At 63.6% G+C, this 22,618-nt stretch carries 21 protein-coding genes; 9 read left to right on the plus strand and 12 right to left on the minus strand.

Features of this window, described 5'->3' with window-relative positions; all coding sequences use genetic code 11:
• The first annotated feature begins 499 nt into the window (after positions 1–499).
• Positions 500–1,228 (plus strand): YceI family protein, encoded by a 729-nt coding sequence (locus tag IGS55_RS15130; RefSeq protein WP_230516330.1) that lies wholly within the window; start codon positions 500–502, stop codon positions 1,226–1,228.
• Here IGS55_RS15130 and IGS55_RS15135 read toward each other — a convergent pair.
• Entirely contained in the window at positions 1,191–1,820 is a 630-nt protein-coding gene (locus IGS55_RS15135; RefSeq protein WP_230516331.1) for a LysE family translocator, read from the minus strand. The genes IGS55_RS15130 and IGS55_RS15135 overlap by 38 nt on opposite strands.
• 155 nt (positions 1,821–1,975) lie before the next feature.
• Between IGS55_RS15135 and IGS55_RS15140 the strand changes: the two genes are divergently transcribed.
• Positions 1,976–4,867: a hybrid sensor histidine kinase/response regulator gene (locus tag IGS55_RS15140; protein WP_230516332.1), complete on the plus strand. Its 2,892-nt coding sequence runs from the start codon at positions 1,976–1,978 to the stop codon at positions 4,865–4,867.
• On the opposite strand, the gene IGS55_RS28040 is transcribed toward IGS55_RS15140, so the two are convergent.
• From IGS55_RS28040 to IGS55_RS15150, 3 genes are read right to left on the minus strand one after another with little or no spacing between them, the layout of a single operon-like run.
• Positions 4,852–5,019: a hypothetical protein gene (locus IGS55_RS28040; protein ID WP_442908163.1), complete on the minus strand. Its 168-nt coding sequence runs from the start codon at positions 5,017–5,019 to the stop codon at positions 4,852–4,854. The two genes, IGS55_RS15140 and IGS55_RS28040, sit on opposite strands and share 16 nt — an antisense overlap.
• Entirely contained in the window at positions 5,019–5,357 is a 339-nt protein-coding gene (locus IGS55_RS28045) for a hypothetical protein (protein WP_442908164.1), read from the minus strand. The genes IGS55_RS28040 and IGS55_RS28045 overlap by 1 nt, the downstream gene beginning before the upstream one ends.
• Before the next feature lie 2 nt (positions 5,358–5,359).
• Entirely contained in the window at positions 5,360–8,443 is a 3,084-nt protein-coding gene (locus IGS55_RS15150; protein ID WP_442908169.1) for an NAD(P)-binding protein, read from the minus strand.
• Between the two features lie 244 nt (positions 8,444–8,687).
• On the opposite strand from IGS55_RS15150, the gene IGS55_RS15155 reads away from it, so the two are divergent.
• Positions 8,688–9,236 (plus strand): phosphohydrolase, encoded by a 549-nt coding sequence (locus tag IGS55_RS15155; protein ID WP_166448106.1) that lies wholly within the window; start codon positions 8,688–8,690, stop codon positions 9,234–9,236.
• Between the two features lie 362 nt (positions 9,237–9,598).
• Positions 9,599–10,198, plus strand: coding sequence for a response regulator (locus IGS55_RS15160; protein ID WP_223278778.1), 600 nt, complete (start codon positions 9,599–9,601; stop codon positions 10,196–10,198).
• A 415-nt stretch (positions 10,199–10,613) separates the two neighbouring features.
• Here the strand turns inward: IGS55_RS15160 and IGS55_RS15165 are convergent, their stop codons facing one another.
• On the minus strand, positions 10,614–10,835 hold the full coding sequence (locus IGS55_RS15165; protein WP_230516334.1) for a hypothetical protein: 222 nt from the start codon (positions 10,833–10,835) through the stop codon (positions 10,614–10,616).
• 261 nt (positions 10,836–11,096) lie between these two features.
• Between IGS55_RS15165 and IGS55_RS15170 the strand changes: the two genes are divergently transcribed.
• The 3 genes from IGS55_RS15170 to IGS55_RS15180 all read left to right on the plus strand — a co-directional run bounded on the left by IGS55_RS15170 (position 11,097) and on the right by IGS55_RS15180 (position 12,660).
• Positions 11,097–11,273, plus strand: coding sequence for a hypothetical protein (locus IGS55_RS15170; protein ID WP_175444610.1), 177 nt, complete (start codon positions 11,097–11,099; stop codon positions 11,271–11,273).
• A 218-nt stretch (positions 11,274–11,491) separates the two neighbouring features.
• Entirely contained in the window at positions 11,492–12,079 is a 588-nt protein-coding gene (locus IGS55_RS15175) for a chromate transporter (protein ID WP_230516335.1), read from the plus strand.
• A complete protein-coding gene (locus IGS55_RS15180; RefSeq protein ID WP_034756756.1) occupies positions 12,076–12,660 on the plus strand; it encodes a chromate transporter in 585 nt (194 codons plus the stop codon). The genes IGS55_RS15175 and IGS55_RS15180 overlap by 4 nt, the downstream gene beginning before the upstream one ends.
• 2 nt (positions 12,661–12,662) lie before the next feature.
• On the opposite strand, the gene urtE is transcribed toward IGS55_RS15180, so the two are convergent.
• From urtE to IGS55_RS15215, 7 genes are all read right to left on the minus strand, one after another.
• Positions 12,663–13,361 carry an urea ABC transporter ATP-binding subunit UrtE gene (gene urtE / locus IGS55_RS15185; RefSeq protein ID WP_072452947.1) on the minus strand — a complete coding sequence of 233 codons (699 nt, stop codon included), beginning with the start codon at positions 13,359–13,361 and terminating at the stop codon, positions 12,663–12,665.
• 6 nt (positions 13,362–13,367) lie between these two features.
• On the minus strand, positions 13,368–14,186 hold the full coding sequence (gene urtD, locus IGS55_RS15190; RefSeq protein ID WP_442908170.1) for an urea ABC transporter ATP-binding protein UrtD: 819 nt from the start codon (positions 14,184–14,186) through the stop codon (positions 13,368–13,370).
• A gap of 8 nt (positions 14,187–14,194) precedes the next feature.
• Positions 14,195–15,316, minus strand: a complete 1,122-nt coding sequence (gene urtC / locus IGS55_RS15195) for an urea ABC transporter permease subunit UrtC (protein ID WP_230516336.1) — start codon at positions 15,314–15,316, stop codon at positions 14,195–14,197.
• Positions 15,313–16,899, minus strand: a complete 1,587-nt coding sequence (urtB, locus tag IGS55_RS15200; RefSeq protein ID WP_230516337.1) for an urea ABC transporter permease subunit UrtB — start codon at positions 16,897–16,899, stop codon at positions 15,313–15,315. The genes urtC and urtB overlap by 4 nt, the downstream gene beginning before the upstream one ends.
• A gap of 137 nt (positions 16,900–17,036) precedes the next feature.
• Positions 17,037–18,290 carry an urea ABC transporter substrate-binding protein gene (gene urtA / locus IGS55_RS15205; protein WP_230516338.1) on the minus strand — a complete coding sequence of 418 codons (1,254 nt, stop codon included), beginning with the start codon at positions 18,288–18,290 and terminating at the stop codon, positions 17,037–17,039.
• A 197-nt stretch (positions 18,291–18,487) separates the two neighbouring features.
• Positions 18,488–19,276, minus strand: a complete 789-nt coding sequence (locus IGS55_RS15210) for a DUF4349 domain-containing protein (protein WP_230516339.1) — start codon at positions 19,274–19,276, stop codon at positions 18,488–18,490.
• A gap of 15 nt (positions 19,277–19,291) precedes the next feature.
• Positions 19,292–19,903: a transglutaminase-like domain-containing protein gene (locus IGS55_RS15215; protein ID WP_230516340.1), complete on the minus strand. Its 612-nt coding sequence runs from the start codon at positions 19,901–19,903 to the stop codon at positions 19,292–19,294.
• A 265-nt stretch (positions 19,904–20,168) separates the two neighbouring features.
• Here IGS55_RS15215 and IGS55_RS15220 point away from each other — a divergent pair, with 265 nt between their 5' ends.
• Positions 20,169–20,750, plus strand: a complete 582-nt coding sequence (locus IGS55_RS15220) for a DUF2760 domain-containing protein (RefSeq protein WP_230516341.1) — start codon at positions 20,169–20,171, stop codon at positions 20,748–20,750.
• Positions 20,747–22,618, plus strand: coding sequence for an Hsp70 family protein (locus IGS55_RS15225; protein WP_230516342.1), 1,872 nt, complete (start codon positions 20,747–20,749; stop codon positions 22,616–22,618). The genes IGS55_RS15220 and IGS55_RS15225 overlap by 4 nt, the downstream gene beginning before the upstream one ends.

The raw sequence follows: 22,618 nt of genomic DNA on the forward strand, positions 1-22,618 counted from the left end.
CTGATGAAAACGCAGGCAAAAAAAACCGGCTTCGCAAAGTGCGGTAGCCGGTTGAAACGCTGTTTCAGAGCGCAGGGATAAAACGGGAAAACACATGAAAAAGTGGAAATCGTGCCGGTCATTGAGGTGTCCGGCAACCTTGCGCTCGGGGTTTCCGTGCGCCATGTATCCACTATGCCAGCCCTTCTTTGAAACAGGCTTAGGACTTCATTAAATCCCCGCCCGTTTCCCGTATTTCCCCTGCCCCGCCCTGCAATTATTGCTATAAAACAAGTTTTACGTGTCTGGTGCCGATGGTTGAGCTCACCGGCTAAGCTGTTGAGTCATGCCTGCATCCTATCGCTCCCGGAGCGTAGTGATCTGCGCATCGCATGCTGTGTGCCAACAAAAGCATCATAACAGCGTCATATGACCGCCATATGACCTAGCTCTAACATTGCACGCGCGCCGCCGCGCGGATCGCGTACTATGCCCCCATCGCCCTTGCCCCTTCCGCCCCATGTTCATCCAGAACCTTCGCACCGTTTTCCTGCTTGCCTGCGCGGCGCTGGCGTCCTGCACGCCCTTGCCGCCCGCGCCTGCCCCTGCCTCCGCACCGGCTCCCCCTGCCGCCATGCCCGCGCCCGCGTGGCAGCGGCAAGGCGTGCGGCTGCTGCACATCGCGCCCGACGAATCCCTGCTGACCATCACCGTGCGCCGTGGCGGCGCGCTGGCGCGGCTCGGGCATGACCACGTGGTGGCCAGCCGCAGCCTGCAGGGCGTGGTGGCGCCCGCGCCGGGGCGCGCGCAGTTGCGTTTCCGGCTCGACGAGATGAGCGTGGATGAAGCAAGCTTGCGTCAGGCGGCCGGATTGACGACGACGCCGTCGGCCGACGCCATCGCCGGCACGCGCCACAACATGCTGGTGCGCGTGCTCGAGGCGGAACGCTATCCGTGGGTCAGCATCGACGCGCGCCGCACGGGCAACAAGGAGGTGTTCGATGCCGACATCACCCTGCATGGCGTGACGCGCACGGTGCAGCTGCCGGTGCGGGTCGAGCAAGCGGCCGACGGACGCCGCCTGCAGGCCAGCGGCAGCCTGCTGTTGAAACAAAGCGACTTCGGCATCGTGCCGTTCGCCGTCCTGGGCGGCGCCATGGCCGTGCAGGATCAGATGGAACTGGCGTTTCGCATTACCGCCCGGCAAGACGTCAGCGGGCCAGGATCAATCGCAAGCCCAGGCCGATGAAAATGGTACCGGCCACCCGGTCCAGCCACAGGCCGGCGCGCGGGCGGCGGTTGAGCCACAGGCCGACGGCGCCGGAAAAATAGCCGAGCAGGCCGAACAGCACGCACGCCTGCGCCGTGAAGACCAGGCCCAGCTGCGCCGTCTGCCAGCTGGGATTGCCCTGGCCCGCGACGATGAACTGCGGCAGAAACGACAGGAAAAACAGCACGACTTTCGGATTGATACTGTTGGCAAACAGTCCCTTGCCGAACAGGCGCAGCAAGGATTCGCCGGGCAAGGCCGCCGCGCCATCGGCTCTGGCGCCGCCGCGGCTGCGCAAGGCGCCGATGCCCAGCCATACAAGATATAGCCCGCCGGCCGCTTTCAGCGCCGTAAATGCCGTGGGCGAGGCGGCCAGCAGGGCCGACACGCCGATGGTCGCCAGCACCGTGTGCGTGAGGCAGCCAAGGGCGCAGCCCAGGCCGAACGCCATGCCCTGGCGGCGTCCGCGCGACATGCCCACGCCCAGCACCATCAGGTTGTCGGGGCCGGGGCTGGCGGTAATCAAAACGGCGGCGGCCAGGAAGGCCAGGAACTGGTCGGGACTGAGCATGAATATCTCGCGGGCAAAGGCGCCATGATACCGGAGCGGGCGCCAGGCGGGCAGGACATGAAATTGCCCGTGTGTCACCGAGAGTCGATTAAAATGGGCACTCCACAGCAAACGGCGTTGCCGCCATTTTCGCGCGACCATCACCAAGCCCATCGATGCCAGCCCACCCGCTCCCTCCCTGCCACCGCGCTTCCAGCTACCGCGTCAGCGCCTGGCTATGCGGCTGGCTGCTTCTGTTCAGTCTGCTGTTCGGCTTGCTGGGCTTGGCGGGCGCGGCGCAGGCAGATCCATTACCCCTGGGCAAGCAAGGCATCCATCACCTGGGCATGGGTGGTCAACTATTTCTCGCCGACAATGAAGCCGCGCCTGCCGATGCCGCCGCCCTGCCCGCCTGGCTGGCGCGCCAGCGTCCGGCCGACCAGGTCGACCTGTTCGGCGGCGCCTACTGGCTGCATGCGCAGGTGCGCAACGACAGCGCTGAAACCGCCTGGGTCATCGACCCGAACGACACCCTGATCGACCTGGTGGACGTGCACGTGTATGGCCCCGGGCAGCACACGGCACCGCAGACCTTGCTGACGGGCTACCAGCGCCCGCACGAGTATTTGTTGCACTACGGCGGGAACGTGCGGCTGGCGCCGGGTGCCACGTATGACATCCTGATCCGCTTTTCCAGCCCGTATTACGCGCGCGCGCCCATGTTCGGCGTGAAGACGCAGCGCGATTACCGCAAGCTGGTGGGCAAGGAAAACTTCCTGATGGTGGCGTCCATCGGCGCCCTGCTGGCGCTGGGACTGTTCAATTTTTTCATTTTTTCCATCACCCTGGAAAAAGCCTCGGCCTATTACACGCTGTACGTGCTGACGTATGGCCTGGCCTGGGCCATGACTTTCCACGTCTTTGCCGACCTGTTCGACTGGCATATGCTGCAGCTCCACTACGTGCCGTTTTTCCTGCTGCCCGTCTTCAGCACCCTGTTCTACATGCATTTCCTGCGCCTGCGCGACTACTCGCCCCGTCTGCATAGCATCAGCAAGATCAACCTGGTACTGCCCTTGCTACTGCTGCCGAGCTGCTTTTTCGCCCTGTCGTATGCGCACACCCTGGCCACCATCGCCATCAGCATCTGGATGCTGCTGGCGCTCATCTGCGGCATCGTCGTCTGGCGCCGCGGCTACCAGCCGGCGCGCTTCTTCGTGCTGGCCTTTGTCGCCCTGATGCTGCCCGGCTTTCTGATCTTGCCGGCCAACCTGGGCCTGATGCCGGCCATGGTGGCCAACGCCCAGCTGGTGACCCTGCTCGGCGGCACGCTCGACGGCTTGCTGCTGGCCTTTGCCCTGGCCGACCAGATCCGATTGCTGCGCAACAACCTGGAACAGCGCGTGCAGGAACGCACGCTGGCGCTCACCCTCAGCAACGACGCCCTGCTGAAGGCCAAGGAGCATGCGGAAGTGGTCAGCCGCCACCGCATCGATTTTCTGTCGGCCATGAGCCACGACATCCGCACGCCGCTGGCCGGCGTGATCGGCATGCTGAAATTCGCGCTGCGCGACCAATCCGTGCGCGGGCGCACGCAGGAATACCTGCGCATCGGCTTGCACAATGGCGTGTCGCTCTTGACCATCCTCAACGACATCCTCGATTTCTCGAAGATCGACGCGGGCAAGCTGACCCTGGAAACCGTGGACTTCGACCTGCTGGCGCTGATCGGCGACGCGGCCGGGATCGTGCAGGGCCAGGCCGACGCCAAGAGCCTGCTGCTGCGCCGCGAACTGGCGCTGGACCTGCCGCGCTACGTGCGCGCCGACCCCACGCGCCTGCGGCAAATCCTCATCAACCTGCTGGGGAACGCGCTGAAATTCACGGCCAATGGCGAAGTGCTGCTGGAAGTGCGGCGCGCCCGCAGGCCGCCGCGCCACGATGGCCGCAGCGAGATCGAATTCATCATCAGCGATACGGGTCCCGGCATCGACGCGGACACCTTGCCGCGTTTGTTCCAGAAATTCGAGCAGGCCGACCATTCCACCACGCGCCGCTATGGCGGCACGGGCCTGGGCCTGGCCATCTGCAAGGAGCTGGTCGAACTGATGAAAGGCACGATCGGCGTGGAAAGCCGTGTCGGCATCGGCTCGCGCTTCCATTTCACCTTGCCGCTGGAAGACGGCAGCGCGCCGGCGGCCGACGCGCGCCGGCCGGCACGCCACGCGCGCCATGCCTGCCGTCTGCGCATCCTGTGCGCCGAAGACGTGCGCACCAACCAGATCATCATCGGCACCCTGCTGGAAGGCATGGGGCATGAGGTGACCATCGTGGAAAACGGCGAGCAGGCGCTGCGCGCGCTGGGCTCTGGCGCCTACGATTGCGTGCTGATGGATGGCCGCATGCCGGAGATGGATGGCGAACAGGCCGCGCGCCTGATACGCGACGGCGGCAGCGCGCAATTCCCCATTGCCGACGCGCAGATTCCCATCCTGGCACTGACGGCCAACGCCAGCGAACATGACCGGCAGCGCTACCTGGCTTGCGGCATGGACGACTTCCTCAGCAAACCCGTCGACGAAGCGCTGCTGTTTGAAAAAATCGACGCCATCATCGACTTGCTGCTGGCGCGCGGCCACGCGCTGCCGCCTGCCGTACCCACCGAAGACGATACCCTGGCGCGCCAGTTCGGCCTGGACGCCGCCGACGACGAGCCGCCCGCGCCGGCCGATCCCATGACGGCACCCGTGCACATCCTGCCGCTGGCAGGCCTGTCGCAGCAGCACTTGCAGCGCATCGCGCAAGCGTTCCTGACGGAAGCGCCGCGGCGCCTGGACCTGGCCTGCCACGCCGTGCGCGACGGCAACGCCAGCGCGGCCGCGGCCGCCTTCCACGCCCTGAAAGGCAGCGCCGGCTACCTGAGCCGTCCCACCCTGCACGGCCTGTGCCACCAGATGGAAACCCTGGCCTCGAACGGCCAGCTCGATAACGTGGAACAGTTCCTGCCGCAGCTGCGGACGGCGCTGGACGTGGCGCGGCGGGATCTGGAAAATCAGCCGGGCGCTTGAGGCGTCCAGCTCTGCGCTTGCAGCCACGCCAGCAACAGCTGCGGCCACGCGGCCGGTTCGCTGCCCCGCTTGCCCAGGCCCCAGCCATGCCCTCCGCTCTGGAACTGGTGCAGCTCGACGGGCACGCCCGCGCGGCGCTGGGCGGCAGCCATCACTGTACTGTTTTCGGGCGGTGAAATCGGGTCATCGAGCGCCTGCCGATGAAGGTGGGCGGCGTGCGCGCATCGACGTGCAACTCCACCGATAGCGCGTCGCGCGCCGCCTGCGCGGGATGGGCGCCCAGCAGCTCTTTTTTCGCATGCGTCGTGTCGCGGTGCGCGATCAGATACGGTTGCTCGACCTGCGTGATGGAGCCCTGGACGCTGTCGCGCTGCGGCCCCGGCGCCGCGCCACCGGGCGGCGCGCCGGGCCACAGCACAATCGCGCCGGACGGCGCCGCGCCCGCGTGCAGGTGGAGCAGGACTAGACAGAACAGCGCCAGGCGCCGCATGCCTAGAAATCCGTCTCGCCCTGGATCACGGCCGGATAGCCCGTCATGGCGCGCGACGTCTGCATGCCCGCCATCACGGCCGCCTCGACGCAGCCCGCGTTGAGGCCCGTCCTGATCCAGTCGCCCGTGAGGAACAGGTTGCTGAACCCTGACTGGTCGGTGGCCAGCCGGTACTGCGTGCTGCCCACCACCGACATCACGTAGCGCTCGGACGGGTCGACGTTGGCGCGCCAATACTGGCTGTCGAAGCGCGCCGGTCCCGCACTCTCCTTCGCATCGACCAGCCATTGCCACGGAAACGCGCCCGGCGCGCCCGCCTCGGACCACAGCGCGCCGATCTCGCGCTCGAGCTGGTGCAGCGCGCCCTGCTTCGCCTTGGCCGCGCAGCGGGCGGGAAAATCCGTGTCGGTGACGGGCGGGTAGCTGTCGACGGGGAAGGCGCTGCAAAAGTACGAGACGTTTTTCGGCTCCAGCCCGAGCGGCCAATCCTCATGCGCCAGGAGCTGGTCCATCGGCGCCCACGTGTCGTACGGCTCCGTAAAGGCCGACAGCACCGGCTGCTGGCCTTTCGGCTGCGTGGTCCAGCCCATCTGCGCCAGATTCTTGTTGAGCCACACCTGGTAAGCCTGCGTGGCGACGGTTTTCACCTTGTCGGCCGCCAGCTGCAGGGCCGGGCTTTGCGCCAGCAGCTGCGGACACAGGGCCTGCAGCGAACCGATGGAAATGCCGAACACCACCTTGTCGAAATCGACGCCCTTCTTCAATACCGTGGCGGGCAGCGCGCGGCCGAACGCCTGCTGGTACTGCTGCGGCCAGGCGCTCCAGTACGATTCCAGGTTGACTTCCTGCGCCTGCAGCAGCGCCGCCTGGGCCGGTTCGATTTGCGCGTAATCGGGCGCGCTAGGCCAGCAGGCCAGGCCCTTGACGTCCACCAGCGGCGCGTAGCCGGCGGCGGGGTCCTTCAATTGCACCTGCTGCGTGATGCGGATGCTGTCGATGTCGCCCGCGCCCGGCACCAGTTCTTCCACGCGCTGGAAGAACCTGAATTCCACACCGCGCTTGCGCAGCACTTCGTACATCGGCGTAAAGATGGTGTCGCCCATGCCGGCCTGCATCTTGAACATGATGCCCCCCTTGTAGGCCAGGCCGATGCGCGCCATCGAGCGCAAGAGCGTCCCCGCCTCGATGTTCGGCTTGGAAAAATCGCCCCCCTCGTAGGCGAACACCAGATCGTAAAAACCGCGCACGGGCGCCGAATTGACGCTGAACCGCTCGTCGCCGCCATGCTTGCGCAGCCAGGCGCGGAAATCGATGTCGTTGATGACGTCAAAGCCGTTCTTGAACACGCCATCCTCGAACATGCCTTTCATGACCGTGATGCCCAGGTCCAGGCAGGTGAACAGGCGGCGCAATTCGTCGTCGCCGTCGATCAGGGCGCGGTAGCGCAGGCGCAGCCACGCGCGGATGCCGTTCAGGGTGCTGGCCAGCAGCTGGTGGCGGGCCGGGTCGTGGCGCGTGGAATCGGGCGCCAGGTCGGCCACCAATGCCACCAGCGCGCCGACGGACAAGCCCACGTCGAGGCCCAGTTCATCGGCCTGCCCCACCACTTCATCGGCCAGGCGGCGCAGCCAGCCCGGCCACACGCCCTCGCCTTGCGACGCGCTGGCGCGCACGATGCGCGCGTCGGCGTCCGCCACTTGCCGGATCTGGCGTATCCACTGCTCGATCCAGCCCACCATGGCGATGGCCATCTGCCACAGCGTGATGTCTTCGCCGCCCTCGCCCGGCTCGCCCGGCAAGGTGGGAAAGACGATGGACCAGTTGCGCCACTGTCCCCTGACGTCTTCCGACAGGGCCACGTAATCGTGCTGTTTGAAAGCGTCGCGCCAGGTGGCCAGCGGCGCGCCGGGCGGACGCTCCAGGCTCGCATATGCTTCCTTGATCATCTTGAAGGCGTTCGCGTAGAAGCCGAACCAGATGTGCAGGCCGTGCTCCTCGATGCGCTGGCCCGCTTGCGCATTGCGCCCGCTGGCGCCCTTGCCGCCCAGGCGCCAGCCCAGCTGGTAGACGGTGATCGTGTGCCGGTTCTGCCAGCCCGGCTGGTTCGTCAAGTAATACGCGGTGGTCATGGCCGCCACGCCGCCGCCGAGGATGGCGATCTTTTCCGGCGCGATGCGGGAATTGTCGACCAGCTCCTCGCCCGGCATGGCCGTGAAATCGAAATTCACATTGAACGGTAAAATCGCCGTTTGCGGTCCCAGCTGCAAGCCCAGGGTCTGGTTCAGCGGGAAGCTGTCAAACGCGTGCAGGGTGCATTCGTATTCATAACCGAGCAGGCGCGCGCTGTGCAGGCGGTTGATCTCGGCCGGCGCGGCGACCAGGGCCTGGTACACGGCTTTCACGCCCGCGCTGTCGGGGAATTGCTTGAGGAAAATCTGGTCGATGCGCGGGCTGCGCAGCAAGGACAGAATATCGGCCCAGCCGGCCTGGTCCATGTCGAAGAAATCAGGAATGGAGAGGAAAATCTGGAACGCCTGCTCGATGAGTTCCAGGAAACTGTTGACTGGCTTGTGCGGCCCCGTCTGCACGGTGGCGTTGACTTCCAGCAGCGGGTGCAGCGCCAGTTTCGTTTCCGGCGAAAAATGCTGGAAACCTTTGGCGGCCACGGAACAGCGCAGGGGCTCGCTGCCGGCGGCGGGAATTTCGTAGTCGCACAGATATTTCGGATAGCCGAACAGCTCGCGCCCGTTGATCAGGGCCATCGCGTCATCGACGAAAATATGGCATGGGTACCAATAGATATGCGCAAGCTTGCCCGCGTCATCCATCTGTCCCACCATGATCCAGGTGACGATATCGACTTCCGTGATCCAGCCCTTGGCCTGGTCGACGGGGTTGGCGGAGTCCGCATGATTGACGCGTGTAAACGTCAGCATCACATACGGCGACAGGGCTTTCAGCGTCATCTTGCTGCCCGCCACCTGGTTCAGGGTGGTGTTCACGGTGGCCTGCAGCTTGGCCAGGTCGCCCTTGACGAAATAGCCGTACATTTCCGACTGTTTCAGTTGCAGCGGCGAGTGCATCATCACCGAACCGCCCTGATAGATATACGAAGGTCTTGCCAAAGGTATCGCCGTCATTGCCCTGCCCCCAATTAAAGTTTCAGACAAACAAGATTGCTACAGTGTATTTCAGAAAGAGCATTGCATGATATGAAATAAATTAAAGGATTTGCCAAGATGCATAGCTTGGGCTTGCGCACGGCAGCCGGGGCAAGCGCATGCCATCGGGTGTACGATGAAGCCTCTTGAGCGTTCCGAGCACCATGCCATGGCAATGATTACCACCGACTACGTTTCCACTTATTCCGGCAACCGTTTTTATCCCTTGCGCCCGCATATCGACAAGGTCGCCATCGAGGACATCGCCCACGGCCTCGCTTACCAGTGCCGCTTCAATGGACAGACGCAGGTGTTTTACTCGGTCGCCCAGCACAGCCTGATCGTCGCCGAACTGGTGCCGCCCCATTTGCGCCTGGCAGCCCTGCTGCACGACGCGGCCGAAGCCTATCTGGGCGACATGGTGAAACCCTTGAAAGTGTTGCTGCCGGAATTTGCCGTGCTGGAAGACAAGGTCAGCGCCATCATCGCCGCCACGTATGGGCTGGATTTTTCCGATTACGCACCCATCAAGCGGGCCGACCTGATCGCGTTGGCCACGGAAAAGCGCGACCTGATGCCGCACTCGGCCGAACGCTGGGCTTACCTTGACGGCATCGCCCCCTTGCCCGGTATAATCGAAGCCATGGGTCCGGCCGAAGCCAAGCAGCGCTTCCTTCATGCCTTTGCCCAGCTGAGCGGGCTTGGACTTGCCGCATGAATGCTGCGGCCCTGCCTCACGAACGGGCCCCAAGCCCCGGTTTTTGCACGGCTTTTTTAGATATCCACAGCAACTGTGGATAAAGTTGTTGATAAGCCCCTCTTGACAAGCCGCAACACCAGTATTGATGCGGGTTTCAACAATTTGCTGATTTCACAGGCATTTTTTTACCCCAATGAAATCAATGACTTGCAATCACGAATTTGCGCTGGAGCAAAGTTACTTCATCACCATGAAAATATATTTTGCTGTGCATAAGCAATCCTGGCGCCAGGCCGTCTTGCTTGAACAGCATTGTTTTGACAAACCCCGTAGACTGGCATAGTGTGGAGTAGCGAGCACGATCAACGGTGGATAAACGCATGAACATGGATAGCGATAGCGCCGCCAAGGGGGCGGACGAACCGGACTGGCTGGTTGACGAACCGCTGGAACGGGCAAACGCGGCGGCAGAGCCTGCCACCGCGGCGCCATGGCGCGTGCTGATCGTCGATGACGATGTCGACGTGCACGTGGTGACCAAGTTCGCCCTCAGCCAGGCCAGCTTCCAGGGACGCAGGCTGAGCTTTTTGCACGCCTATTCGGGCGCCGAGGCGCTGGCCTTGCTGCGCAGCACATCCGATATCGCCGTGGTGCTGCTCGATGTGATCATGGAAACCCAGGATGCCGGGCTGCAAGTGGCACGCCAGATCCGCGAAGATCTGCACAACAGCGCCGTGCGCATCATCCTGCGCACGGGCCAGCCCGGCCAGGCGCTCGAGCACCGCATCATCATCGACTACGACATCAACGATTTCTGGTGCAAGACCGACCTGACCACGCGCAAGTTGTTTACCACCGTGATCGCCTCGCTGCGCACCTACGCCACCTTGCGCGAAGCGGAGCAGCAAGTCGCCGAACTGGCCGCAGCCCTGGCCCAATGCGGCAACACGCCAGCGGCGCCGGCCGGCGGCACGCCCTGAACACGGCCGCTACTTTCAGTCATAAAACAAGAGCACTGGATAGGCATACAGGCTTGTGGCATGCCCCATTTTGGCCCATCTTGCCGGCCCATCGCATGTGCCGGGCGGCCCCAATTTCCTAAGTGGCGGATTGTTAAGCGCTTTTTCAGATATCCACACGGACTGTGGATATCTTTGTGGATAAGGGCCTATTGACAGCCCTCAAAGCCACAGCCCGTGCGGCTTTCAATAAACTGCTCAATCAAACAGCAAAAATAAAATCCATTAAAATCAAGCACTTGGAAACTCACACATAATCACAGGAAAATTATTTCGCCAATTTCGTTAACCCATCATTTGTGCATAACTGAGCCGTAATGATCAATCCGACAACACCGGGCTAACGCTGCCGGCAACACAGTTGCCATGCGGATACTCAATGCACAGTCTGGCGGCGCTGCTCCGGATGCAGCAGCACGCGCTCGATCAGCTCGGGGGCGACATTGTATGACTTCAGGTATTCCAGCGCGCACAAGGTGCTGAAGGCTGCCTGCACGGCGATGCCCAGATTGACGATATCGCACATCTTCTGATCGACGCGGGCATGCGGCGCCACGGGTTTGACGGGCATGTGCAATGTTTCTTGGGAACTCAGCATGATGAATGACTCCTGCGGAAGGTAGACATGGCGGGACATGGCGGCGGAGAACGGCGCCGGGATGGCAGCGTGGAAGAGTGACAGCGAAAGTATTGCCGAAAAACGCGCGATGTCAATGCCAGGCAGTTATTCCCATGCAGTTTTTTTCTGATACACAAGGCCGCACGCCTAATGCAGATCAAACGCAGCGCCTGTCGCCGGCCTAGTATGGATTGGCTGCCATCACGCGGCGTTGACACTGCATGGACGAGGAGACACGACATGAATACAACACCCGAACCGGCCAAAAATCCCGGCGACATCGCCCCTCCCGGCACCCCCGGCACCGGTGAAAACGTCTGCACGCATTGCCAGGGACGGGGCGCCAGGGCCGATGGCCAGCCCTGCCCCATGTGCGGCGGCACGGGCGTAGTCATCGCCGGCATCGGCGGGGGCTGAGAACACCTCTCAAAACCTACTGCGCGTCGTAATTTGCGGTCTGCGATGCTCACTGCCTCGGCGGCCCCGTACTTCGTACAGTTGCGCTTCTCAAGCCAACGGGGGCGCCGAGCCTTCCTTCCGCTCGCTACGGTTTTGTTAGGTGTTGTAAGCCGCGCCAGCAATTATGTATGGACATAAGCATGGACAAGGCTAAGCAGGCACGGCGATAATCAGCCATGCCCGCACCTTCCACGCTTCCGCCCGACCTGCCCCGTCCGCAACCAGCTTCGCTTGCCGACCTGTTCTTCTCGTTCACCTGGCTGGCCCTGCAAGGCTTTGGCGGCGTGCTGGCCGTGATCCAGCGCGAGATGGTCGAACGCAAGCGCTGGCTGACGCAGGAGGAATTCCTCGAAGACTGGGCCGTCGCGCAAATCATGCCCGGGCCGAATGTCGTCAACTTGTCCCTGATGGTGGGCGGGCGCTATTTCGGCTTGAAGGGCGCGCTGACGGCGCTGGCCGGCATGCTTGCCGCGCCCCTCGTCATCGTGCTCGTGCTGGGCGTGCTGTACACGCGCTTTGGCGATAATCCGCAAATGGCGGGCGCCTTGCGCGGCATGGCGGCCGTCTCGGCCGGCATGATCGCCGCCACAGGCGTGAAACTGGCGACCGCGCTGGCCAAGCATCCGCTGCCCCTGTGGCTGACCTTGTCCATCACCGTGCTCGGTGTGCTGATGGTGGCGATCTTCCGCTGGCCCCTGCTGTACGTCCTGCTGGGCCTGGGCGGCATCGGCTGCCTGCTCACCTATCGAAAGCTGTCACCATGAATCCGCCCTTGCAACTGGTGTTGAGCGCGGGCGACTGGCTGAACCTGTTCGGCCACTACCTGATGCTGTCGCTGATGTCGATCGGCGGCGCCATTTCCACCACCTCCGAAATGCACCGTTTCCTTGTCGAACAGCATGGCTGGCTGACGCAGGCGCAATTCAACGAGTCGATCGCCATCGCCCAGGCCGCGCCCGGTCCGAACGTGCTGTTCGTCGCCCTGATGGGCTGGAACGTGGGCATGAATGCGGGCAGCTACACTGCCGCCTACCTGGGCGTGTTCATCACCATGGTGGGCATCATGCTGCCCAGCACCACCCTCACCTACGTGGCGGCCCAATGGGGCTACCGCAACCGCGACCTGCGCCCCGTGCGCGCCTTCAAGCAAGGCATGGCGCCCATCGTCGTCGCCCTCCTGATTTCCACGGGCATGATACTGGGCGGCGCCAACCATGACATCCGCACGGACTGGCCCCTGTGGAGCCTGTCCATCGTCACCGGCCTCATCATCTGGCGCACGAAGATCCATTTGCTGTGGCTGCTGGCGGCCGGTGCCGTGCTGGGCTGGTTCCAGCTCGTCTGACCTTACACGGCCAGATGCCGCTTCACGTCCTCGCCATCCATCTGTTCCGCCTTGCCGCTGGCGACGACACTGCCGCGCGACAGGACGATGAATTCGTCGGCCAGTTCGCGGGCAAAATCGAAATACTGTTCGCACAGCACGATGGCCATGTCGCCGCGCTGTTTCAACAGGCTGATCACGCGGCCGATATCCTTGATGACGGAGGGCTGGATGCCTTCCGTCGGCTCGTCGAAGATAATCAGCTGCGGCTCGGCCAGCAGGGCGCGGGCGATGGCCAGCTGCTGCTGTTGCCCGCCAGATAAATCTCCGCCGCGCCGCTGCAGCATCTCTTTGAGCACTGGAAACAGTTCATACACGTGGGGATCGATGCGCGACGCTTGTTTGCCCCGCTTCACCGCCATGCCCATCAGCAAGTTTTCCTCGACCGTCAGGCGCGCAAAGATGTCGCGCCCCTGCGGCACGTAAGCGATGCCCAGCTTGGCCCGCGCATGCGGCGTCAGCTTCGTGATGTCGCGTCCCTGGAACACCACTTTGCCCTGCGCCACGGGCAGCACGCCCATCAGACATTTGAGCAAGGTCGTCTTGCCCACGCCGTTCCTGCCCAGCAAGGCCAGGCACTCGCCCTTGCGTGCCGACAGGTTGATGCCGCGCAAGGTGTGCGAGGAGCCATAGTATTGATTCAATTGCTCGACTTCCAGCATATGTGTTCACCTTCCCAGATAGACTTCGATGACGCGCTCGTCGGCTTGCACTTCGTCCATGCGGCCCTGCGCCAGCACGGAACCCTCATGCAGCACGGTAACGATGCCTTGCTGGGCAATTTCCGTCACAAAACCCATGTCGTGTTCGACCACCATGATCGAATGCTTGCCGCGCAATTCATTGAGCAATTCGGCCGTACGCGCCGTTTCCGCATCCGACATGCCGGCCACCGGTTCGTCGAGCAAAATCAGCTGCGGTTCCTGCATCAGCAGCATGCCGATTTCCAGCCACTGCTTTTGCCCGTGCGACAGCAAGCCGGCCGGCCGCGCTTCCTGGCCGTTGAGGCGTATCAAGCGCAAAATCGCTTCGATCTTGCCTGCCTGCTCGGACGTCAGGCGCGCAAACAGGGTGGGCGCCACGCGCTTGTCCATCTTCATCGCCAGTTCCAGGTTATCGAACACCGTGTGCTGCTCGAACACGGTGGGGCGCTGGAACTTGCGGCCGATACCCGCATGGGCGATTTGCGCTTCCGTCATCGTGGCCAGATTCATGGTCTGGCCAAACCAGGCCGTGCCGGACGTAGGCCGGGTCTTGCCCGTGATCACATCCATCATCGTCGTCTTGCCCGCGCCATTCGGACCGATGATGCAGCGCAATTCACCCACAGAAATATCGAGACTGAGCTTGTTGATGGCCTTGAAACCGTCGAACGACACCCTGATGTCTTCCAGATACAAAATCGCGCCATGCGTCGTATCGACGCCCTCGCCTTTCACGCGCGAATAGCTGGCGCCCGTTTCCGCGCTGGCCATGCCGGGCACCATGCGGATGCTCATGCGGCCTCCTCGACCACGACGGCCGTTTTCCTGCGTTTGAGCTTGTTCAACACACCGAGCATGCCTTGCTGCATGAACAGGGTGACGACGATGAACAGCAAGCCCAGCGCGAACAGCCACAGTTCCGGCAAGGCGGCCGTGAACCAGCTTTTCAAGCCGTTGACGGTGAAAGCACCCAGAATCGGACCGATCAGTGTGCCGCGCCCACCGACGGCCACCCACACGACCATCTCGATGGAGTTCGCCGGCGACATTTCGGACGGGTTGATGATGCCCACTTGCGGCACGTACAGGGCGCCGGCGATGCCGCACAGCACGGCCGACAAGGTCCAGACGAACAGCTTGAACCACAGCGGGTTGTAGCCGAGGAACATCAAGCGCGCCTCGCTGTCGCGCACGCCCTGCAGCACCCTGCCCAGTTTCGAGCGGACGATGGCACGCGCGCCGATCAAGGCCGCCAGCAGGAAGGCCAGGGTCAGCAGGAACAGCACGGCACGGGTGGCGGGCGCCGTGATGCTATGGCCGAGGATGGTCTTGAAATCCGTGAAACCGTTGTTGCCGCCAAAGCCGGTGTCATTGCGGAAAAACAAGAGCATGAAGGCATACGTCATCGCCTGCGTGATGATGGAAAAATACACGCCCTTGATGCGCGAGCGGAATGCAAAGTAACCAAAGACAAACGCCAGCACGCCCGGCACCAGCACGACGAGGGCCATGCAGTACCAGAAATGTTCCGTGAAGGCCCAGTACCACGGGTAGGTTTTCCAGTCGAGAAAGACCATGAAATCGGGCAGGCTGCTGCGGTACTGGCCCTGGTCGCCGATGGCGCGCATCAGATACATGCCGTGCGCATACGCGCCCAAGGCAAAGAACACGCCGTGGCCCAGCGACAAAATGCCCGTGTAGCCCCAGACGAGGTCCAGCGCCAGCGCGGCCAGCGCGTAGCACATGAACTTGCCCACCAGCGCCACCGTGTAGGCGGACACATGCAAGGCATGGCCTTCGGCAAACGCCAGATTAAAGATCGGCAACATTGCCGCCAGCAGCGCGCAGGCGACAATCGCCAGCCAGGCGGGCCGCGTGAACAGGCCCTGCTTTATCGGATAAGAGGTAATCATTCGACGCTGCGTCCCTTCATGGCAAACAGGCCCTGCGGCCGGCGCTGGATGAAAATGATGATGAATACCAAAATGGCGATCTTCGCCAGCACGGCGCCCGCCACCGGTTCGAGGAATTTGTTCACTTCGCCCAGGCCCAGCGCGGCGATCACGGTACCGGCCAGCTGGCCCACGCCGCCGAGCACCACCACCATGAAGGAATCGACGATGTAGCTTTGGCCCAGGTCCGGCCCCACGTTGCCCAGCTGCGACAGGGCCACGCCACCGAGCCCGGCAATGCCGGAGCCGAGGCCGAAAGTCAGCATGTCGACCTTGCCCGTGGCCACGCCCACGCAATCGGCCATGCGGCGGTTTTGCGTGACGGCCCGCACGAACAGGCCCAGCCGTGTCTTGTTGAGGATCAGCCACACGGCCACCACGACAAGGACGGCGAAGACGATGATGGCCAGCCGGTTGTACGGCAGCACGAGGCCGCCCAGCACCGTCACGCCGCCCGACATCCAGGCGGGATTGGCCACTTCCACGTTTTGCGCGCCGAAGATCGTACGCACCGTCTGCATGAGGATCAGGCTGATGCCCCAGGTGGCCAGCAGGGTTTCCAGCGGCCGCCCGTACAGCCAGCGGATGACCGTGCGCTCGAGCGCCACGCCCACCAGTCCCGCGACGAGAAAAGCGGCCGGCAGCGCCGCCAGCAGATACGCATCCTGCAGGCCAGGCAGATAGGTGCGGAAGAACAGCTGGCATAAATAGGTCGTGTATGCGCCTATCATCAGCAATTCGCCGTGCGCCATGTTGATGATGCCCATCAAGCCGAAGGTGATGGCCAGCCCCAGCGCGGCCAGCAGCAGCACGCTGCCCAGCGAGATGCCGTAGAACACATTGCCGGCGAATTCCATGCGTGCCACCCGCCCCTTGATCTGGCGCATGGTCTCGATGGCGGCCAGCTGCACGGCTTCGTCGGGCTCGCCTCCCTTCTCGAGCATGGCTTGCAGCACGGGCAGCAAGCGCGCATCGCTGCTGCCCGCCAGGGCCTGCACGGCCTGCTTGCGCGTGGCGGCGTCTGGCGCATGCAGGTTGGCGCTGGCGATCAGCACCTGCAATATCTGCTGGATCTCGCCATCGCTTTCCCGCGCCAGCGCCTTGTGGATCAGGGGAAGCTGCGCCGGATCCACGGATTGCAGCAGCGCCTGCGCGGCGGCCAGGCGGGCGCTGCGCTCCGGCGCCAGCAACTGCAAGCCCGACAAGGCACCCGCCACGGCCGAGCGCAAGCGGTTGTTGACCATGACGCCTTCGCTGCCTTCCGGCAGCGGCACGCTCCGGCCGCTTGCCGGGTCAACCGCCTGCTCGCCGTCGACGAGGTACACCTTGCCATCGGGCGCGGCGTATAAAGTGTCGTCCTGCAACGCCTGCAGCACTTTGGCGGCCTCGGGGGTGGCCAGCGCGGCGATCTGCGCCACGGCGGCAACCCTGGCGTCGGGGTCGTCGCCGGCCAGCGGCTTGAGCAATTCTGGAGCGATGGCGGCCTGCGCCAGCGAGGATAGCAACAGGCAGGCGAGAACCAGCAGTTTGGGGAGAAGCTGCATGTGCGTGGATTCCATGTAGTAAAGCCGATGTCTTGACAGGTATCCTTTCCCCAAAGACAAGGACAGGGGTCGGACCCGCCGGGTCTGACCCCAGCTCTTTGCCTGGGGTTGCGGCGACGAATCGACGCGCAAGCTTTTTACAGCTTCTGCTTGCCCTCATTGCCCTTGATATACGGGCTCCACGGCTGGGCGCGTATCGGTTCCTTGGTTTTCCACACGACATTGAATTGCCCATCGGCCTTGATCTCGCCGATCATCACGGGCTTGTGCAGGTGGTGGTTCGTGGCATCCATGGTCAGGGTGAAGCCCGATGGCGCCTTGACGCTCTGGCCCGCCATGGCGGCGATCACCTTGTCGGTATCGGTCGACTTGGCTTTTTCCACGGCTTGCGCCCACATGTGGATGCCGACATAGGTCGCTTCCATCGGGTCGTTCGTCACGACGGAACCCGCGTTCGGCAGCTTTTGCGCCACGGCATACGCCTTCCACTGCTTGATGAAGGCCGTATTCACGGGGTTCTTGACGGACTCGAAATAATTCCATGCAGCCAGGTGGCCGAGCAGCGGCTTGGTATCGATGCCGCGCAGCTCTTCCTCGCCGACGGAAAACGCGACGACGGGCACGTCCGTGGCTTTCAAGCCCGCATTGCCCAGCTCCTTGTAGAACGGCACGTTCGAGTCGCCATTGATAGTGGAAATGACGGCCGTCTTGCCACCCGTGGAAAACTTCTTGATGTTGGCGACGATGGTTTGATAGTCGGCGTGGCCGAACGGCGTGTAGACCTCGCTGATATCGCTATCCTTGACGCCACGGCTTTTCAGGAAGGCGCGCAGGATCTTGTTGGTGGTGCGCGGATACACGTAATCCGTGCCCAGCAGCACGAAGCGCTTGGCGCCGCCGCCATCCTTGCTCATCAGGTATTCCACGGCCGGGATCGCCTGCTGGTTCGGCGCCGCGCCCGTGTAAAACACATTCTTTTCCAGTTCCTCGCCCTCGTATTGCACCGGGTAAAACAGCAGGCTGTTGAGCTCCTTGAACACGGGTAAAACCGACTTGCGCGACACGGACGTCCAGCAGCCGAACACGACAGCCACTTTATCCTGCGCCACCAATTGTCTCGCTTTTTCCGCGAACAAGGGCCAGTTTGACGCCGGGTCGACGACGACGGCTTCCAGTTTCTTGCCCAGCACGCCACCCTTGGCATTGATCTCGGCGATCGTCATCAAGGCTACGTCCTTCAGCGACGTTTCGGAAATGGCCATGGTGCCCGACAGCGAGTGCAAAATGCCTACCTTGATCGTATCGGCGGCCAAGGCTGCCGGCATGTAAGTGGACGTGGCCAGGGCCAGTGCGCCGGCGGCGGCCGCTTTCAGGATGATGCGTCGTGACATGGGGACTCCTGTGATGGGTTCGTGGGGTCGAGCTGAGCATACGATGTTGTTAAAGCAGAATGCATGCCAGCACGAGCAGGTGTCCGCCATGGTGCACGCGGCGCTCGCCGCACGAAAAAAAACCTGGCTGCACAAGGACTGTGCAGCCAGGTTTCAAATTGCCGTAAAACGGTGCGCCGGACGCAACAATCCCGGCATCAATCCTTGCGCGGCACGCCTCTCAAGCGGCGCCAGCCCTTGCGTCCCAGCGGGAACAGCAGCATGAAGGCGATCAGCCACGGCAGGATGTAGGCCATGGCCGTGATGGCGTTGGCCACGCCTTCCGATAGGTTGTCCGTGAAATTGCCCAGCGCGCGCTTGACGGGGCGCCAGAACGATTGCTTGCCTTCGGCGCTGATGGCCACGTTCAGCAAGTCCGTGTCGATGCGCTGCATCAACAGCGCGTCGGCCGCCGTCGCCTGCTCCAGCTCCACTTGCACGGTGGCCAGTTCCTTGGTCACCTTGATCAGGGCGTCGACATTCGCGCCCGAGCGCTTTTCCAGATCTTGCAATTGCGCCTGGTATTGCTTGAGCATCTCCAGGCGCTTCTTGCTGTCCAGCACAGGACGGCCCAGGTCTTCCACCTTGGTGCCCTGGCTCGTGACGTCGCCTTCGGCCGCGACCAGCGCGACGAGCTTTTTGATGCCGGCCGGCTTGGCGCGCATGCTGATGCGCGCATGCACGTAGCGGCCGCTGTCTAGGCTGGAATCGAGCAGCAAGCAGCCGTTTTCCGTATCGGCCTTGCAGGCGGCAACGACTTTTTCATACAGGGGCCGCACTTGCGCCTCGTGCGTATCGACGCTGACATTATGTTCATAGGCTAGAAACTCGCTGCCCTTTTCCTTGCCTTCGAGACGCGCGGCGCTCGATTGCCCGCCGCTTTCGCCCTTGCCGCCGCAACCGGCCAGCAACATCAGGCCGATCAGACCTACATACACTTTTTTCATGATTTCTTTCCTGAATTATTTTTGCAGCGGCAACAATGCGATATCGGGCAAGTGCGCCGCCACGTCCTGCACGGTGGCGTATTGCGTTAGCGACGCCACCACCTGCGGCAGCGGTTCCGCCCAGATTTCCGGCAAGTCGCGTTCCTCGGGCGCCAGCACGGGAAAGGCCAGTTGCTCGCGTGGCGGCGTGAAGGCGGCATCGACGCCGGGCTTGTTGCCGCGCGCATCGATGCGGTACCAGCCAGAATCCTGCAGATACACGGCGTTCAAGCCATGCAGGCAGAACGGCGGACCCACTTCCCCGACGGCCAGGCGCTGGTAGCACAGGCCGGCGGGAATGCCATTGGCGCGCAGCAGCGCGGCCAGCAGATGGCTCTTCGCATAGCAATAGCCGGTGCCATGCTGCAAGACGTCGGAAGCGCGGCAAGTGACGGGATTGCGCTGGTAATCCCAGCTGTGGGCCACCTCGTCGCGCACGAAGGCAAAGCAGCGGGCCGCGATGGCCGCGTCGCCCACGGCACCTGCCGCCAGTGCGGCCGCCTTGGCGCGCACGGCCGGATGGTCGCTGTCGATGTAGGTGCTGCTGGCTAGATATATGGAAAAGTCGGGGGAACAGTCGGTAGGCATGGCATAAAGGCAATGCGAAAAGATAATGCGCGATTTTAGTCGAAGCGGCGCAACATTCACCGTTTCTTTGCGCAGGAACAAAGAAAATCCACGCGCCGGGCCAGCTGCGCGGGGGCCGGCGACTTTGGCGGCGGCCCGGTAGCTGGTATCATGCGGGCAAACGCAGCCGGCCCTATAGGCCCGGCACAAGCACTACCCTGCGAAGCGGCCCCGCCACCGGGCGCGCCGCCGACGCCACCCTACAGATCAGAGAAACGAGTTCCCTATGAGCACTTCATCGTCCCACCCATCGTTCTGGCGCCGTGTCCCGCTGGCTTTCGGCGCCTTCTTCAGCACCCTGTCGGATGCCGCCTATGCGGCCCGCGTGGAAAAGCTGTCCCTGCCCGAGGCTGCTCCCGTATCGCCAGCGGCCCCGGCGCCAGCCCCCGTGCCGACACCGGCCGCCGCCCCCGTTATCTTGAAAGAAGCGACGCCGGATGCGGCCCTGCAGTTGCTGGCCCTGCTGCAACGGGAAGCGCGCCTGATCGACTTCACCCAGGAAAACCTGGGCAGCCATGCCGACGCCGACATCGGCGCGGCCGCCCGCGTCGTGCATGAAGGCTGCGCCAAGGTCATGCGCGAATATTTCACCATCGACGCCGTGCGCCAGGAAGCGGAGGGCAGCCGCATCGTGCTGCAGCAAGGTTTTGACAGCGCCCAGGTACGCCTGACGGGCAACGTGGTCGGCTCGGCGCCATTCACGGGTACCTTGAGCCACCGCGGCTGGCGCGCGTCCAGCGTGCGCCTGCCGAAACTGAGCGAACAGCACGACGCCGCCATCCTGGCACCGGCCGAGGTGGAACTGTGAACGACACAACGAACACTACCCCGCGCTACGCCATCGGCATCGACCTGGGCACCACCCACAGCGCCCTGTCGTATGTGAACCTGGTCGAGAGCGACGGCGAGCAATCCAGCCACGGCGTGCTGAAAGTGCCGCAGTTGTCGGCGCCGGGCACGGTCGAAGAATTATCGCTGCTGCCATCGTTCGTCTACCTGCCGCACGCCGATGAAGTGGCGGCCGGCGACCTGGCCCTGCCCTGGGTCACCGAGGAAGCCGGAGCGCCGTTCGTCGTCGGCGAAATGGCCCGCAGCCGCGGCGCCACCACGCCGATCCGTCTGGTGTCGAGCGCGAAAAGCTGGCTGTGCCACCCTGGCGTGGACCGCCGCGCGGCCATTCTGCCGAACGACGCGCCGGCGGAAGTCGCGCGCATTTCACCTATCACGGCCGCCACGCGCTACCTGACGCACTTGCGCCAGGCCTGGGACAACGCCCACCCGCAAGCGCCGTTCGCCGAGCAGGAAATCACCGTCACGATTCCCGCTTCGTTCGATCCGGCGGCGCGCGAACTGACGATGGAAGCGGCGCAGGCGGCCGGCTACACCTCATTGACCTTGCTGGAAGAACCGCAGGCGGCCCTGTACAGCTGGATCCAGACGAGCGAAGGCCGCTGGCGCAAGGAAGTCAAGCCGGGCGACATCATCCTGGTCGTCGACGTGGGCGGCGGCACCAGCGACTTTTCGCTGATCGCCGTGCTCGAGCGCGACGGCGTGCTGGAACCGCACAGGGTCGCAGTCGGCGAACACATCCTGCTCGGCGGCGACAATATGGACCTGGCCCTGGCCCACCTGGTGGCCCGCAAGCTGGCCGCCAACGGCACCCAGCTGGACGCCTGGCAAATGCGCGCGCTCACGTATGGCTGCCGCAGCGCCAAGGAAAGCCTGCTGGCCGACAGCGGCCTCGATGTGGCACCGATCGTCGTGCCGAGCCGCGGCTCGAAACTGATCGGCGGCTCCATCCGCACGGAACTGACGCGCGCGGAAGTATCCACCTTCATCCTCGACGGCTTCTTCCCGCAGGTGGAAGCATCGAGCCGCCCTGCCGTGCGCACGCGCGCCGGCCTGACGCAACTGGGCTTGCCGTATGCACAGGACGCGGCCATCACGCGCCACCTGGCCGCCTTCCTGGGCCGGCAAGTGGCAGCAACGGCCGAACTGGAAGGCTTCGCGGGCCGCCAGGCGGAAGGCGCCAGCTTCTTGCACCCGACGGCCGTGCTGTTCAACGGCGGCGTCTTCAAGTCCGACTTGCTGGTCCAGCGCATCATGGCGACCGTCAACGACTGGCTGTACATGGAAGGCGCGGAACCGGCGCGCATGCTGGCCGGGGCCGACCTGGACCTGGCCGTCGCGCGCGGCGCCGCCTACTACAGCTACGTGCGGCGCGGCCATGGCGTGCGCATCCGCGGCGGCACGGCCAGTTCCTTCTATGTCGCCATCGAATCGGCCATGCCGGCCATCCCCGGCATGGAACCGCCGATCCAGGCCCTGTGCGTGGCACCGTTCGGCATGGAAGAAGGCAGCGAACTGGAACTGCCAGGCCAGCAATTCGGCCTGGTCGTGGGCGAGCCCGTACACTTCCGCTTCTTCGCCTCGTCCACGCGCCGCAACGACCAGATCGGCGACTTGCTCGATTTCTGGGGTCCCGACGAATTGCAGGAACTGAGCGAAATCCAGGCGACGCTGTCCGCCGAAGGCCGGTCGGCCGGCGACGTGGTGCAGGTCAAACTGCACGCGCGCGTGACGGAAGCGGGCACCCTGGAACTGCTGGCCGTTTCCCCTGACGGCGCCGAGCGCTGGAAAGTGGAATTCGACGTGCGCGGCACGCCGCAGCAATAA

Source organism: Janthinobacterium sp. EB271-G4-3-2, assembly GCF_020858035.1.
In the GTDB taxonomy this organism is placed as follows: domain Bacteria; phylum Pseudomonadota; class Gammaproteobacteria; order Burkholderiales; family Burkholderiaceae_D; genus Janthinobacterium; species Janthinobacterium aestuarii.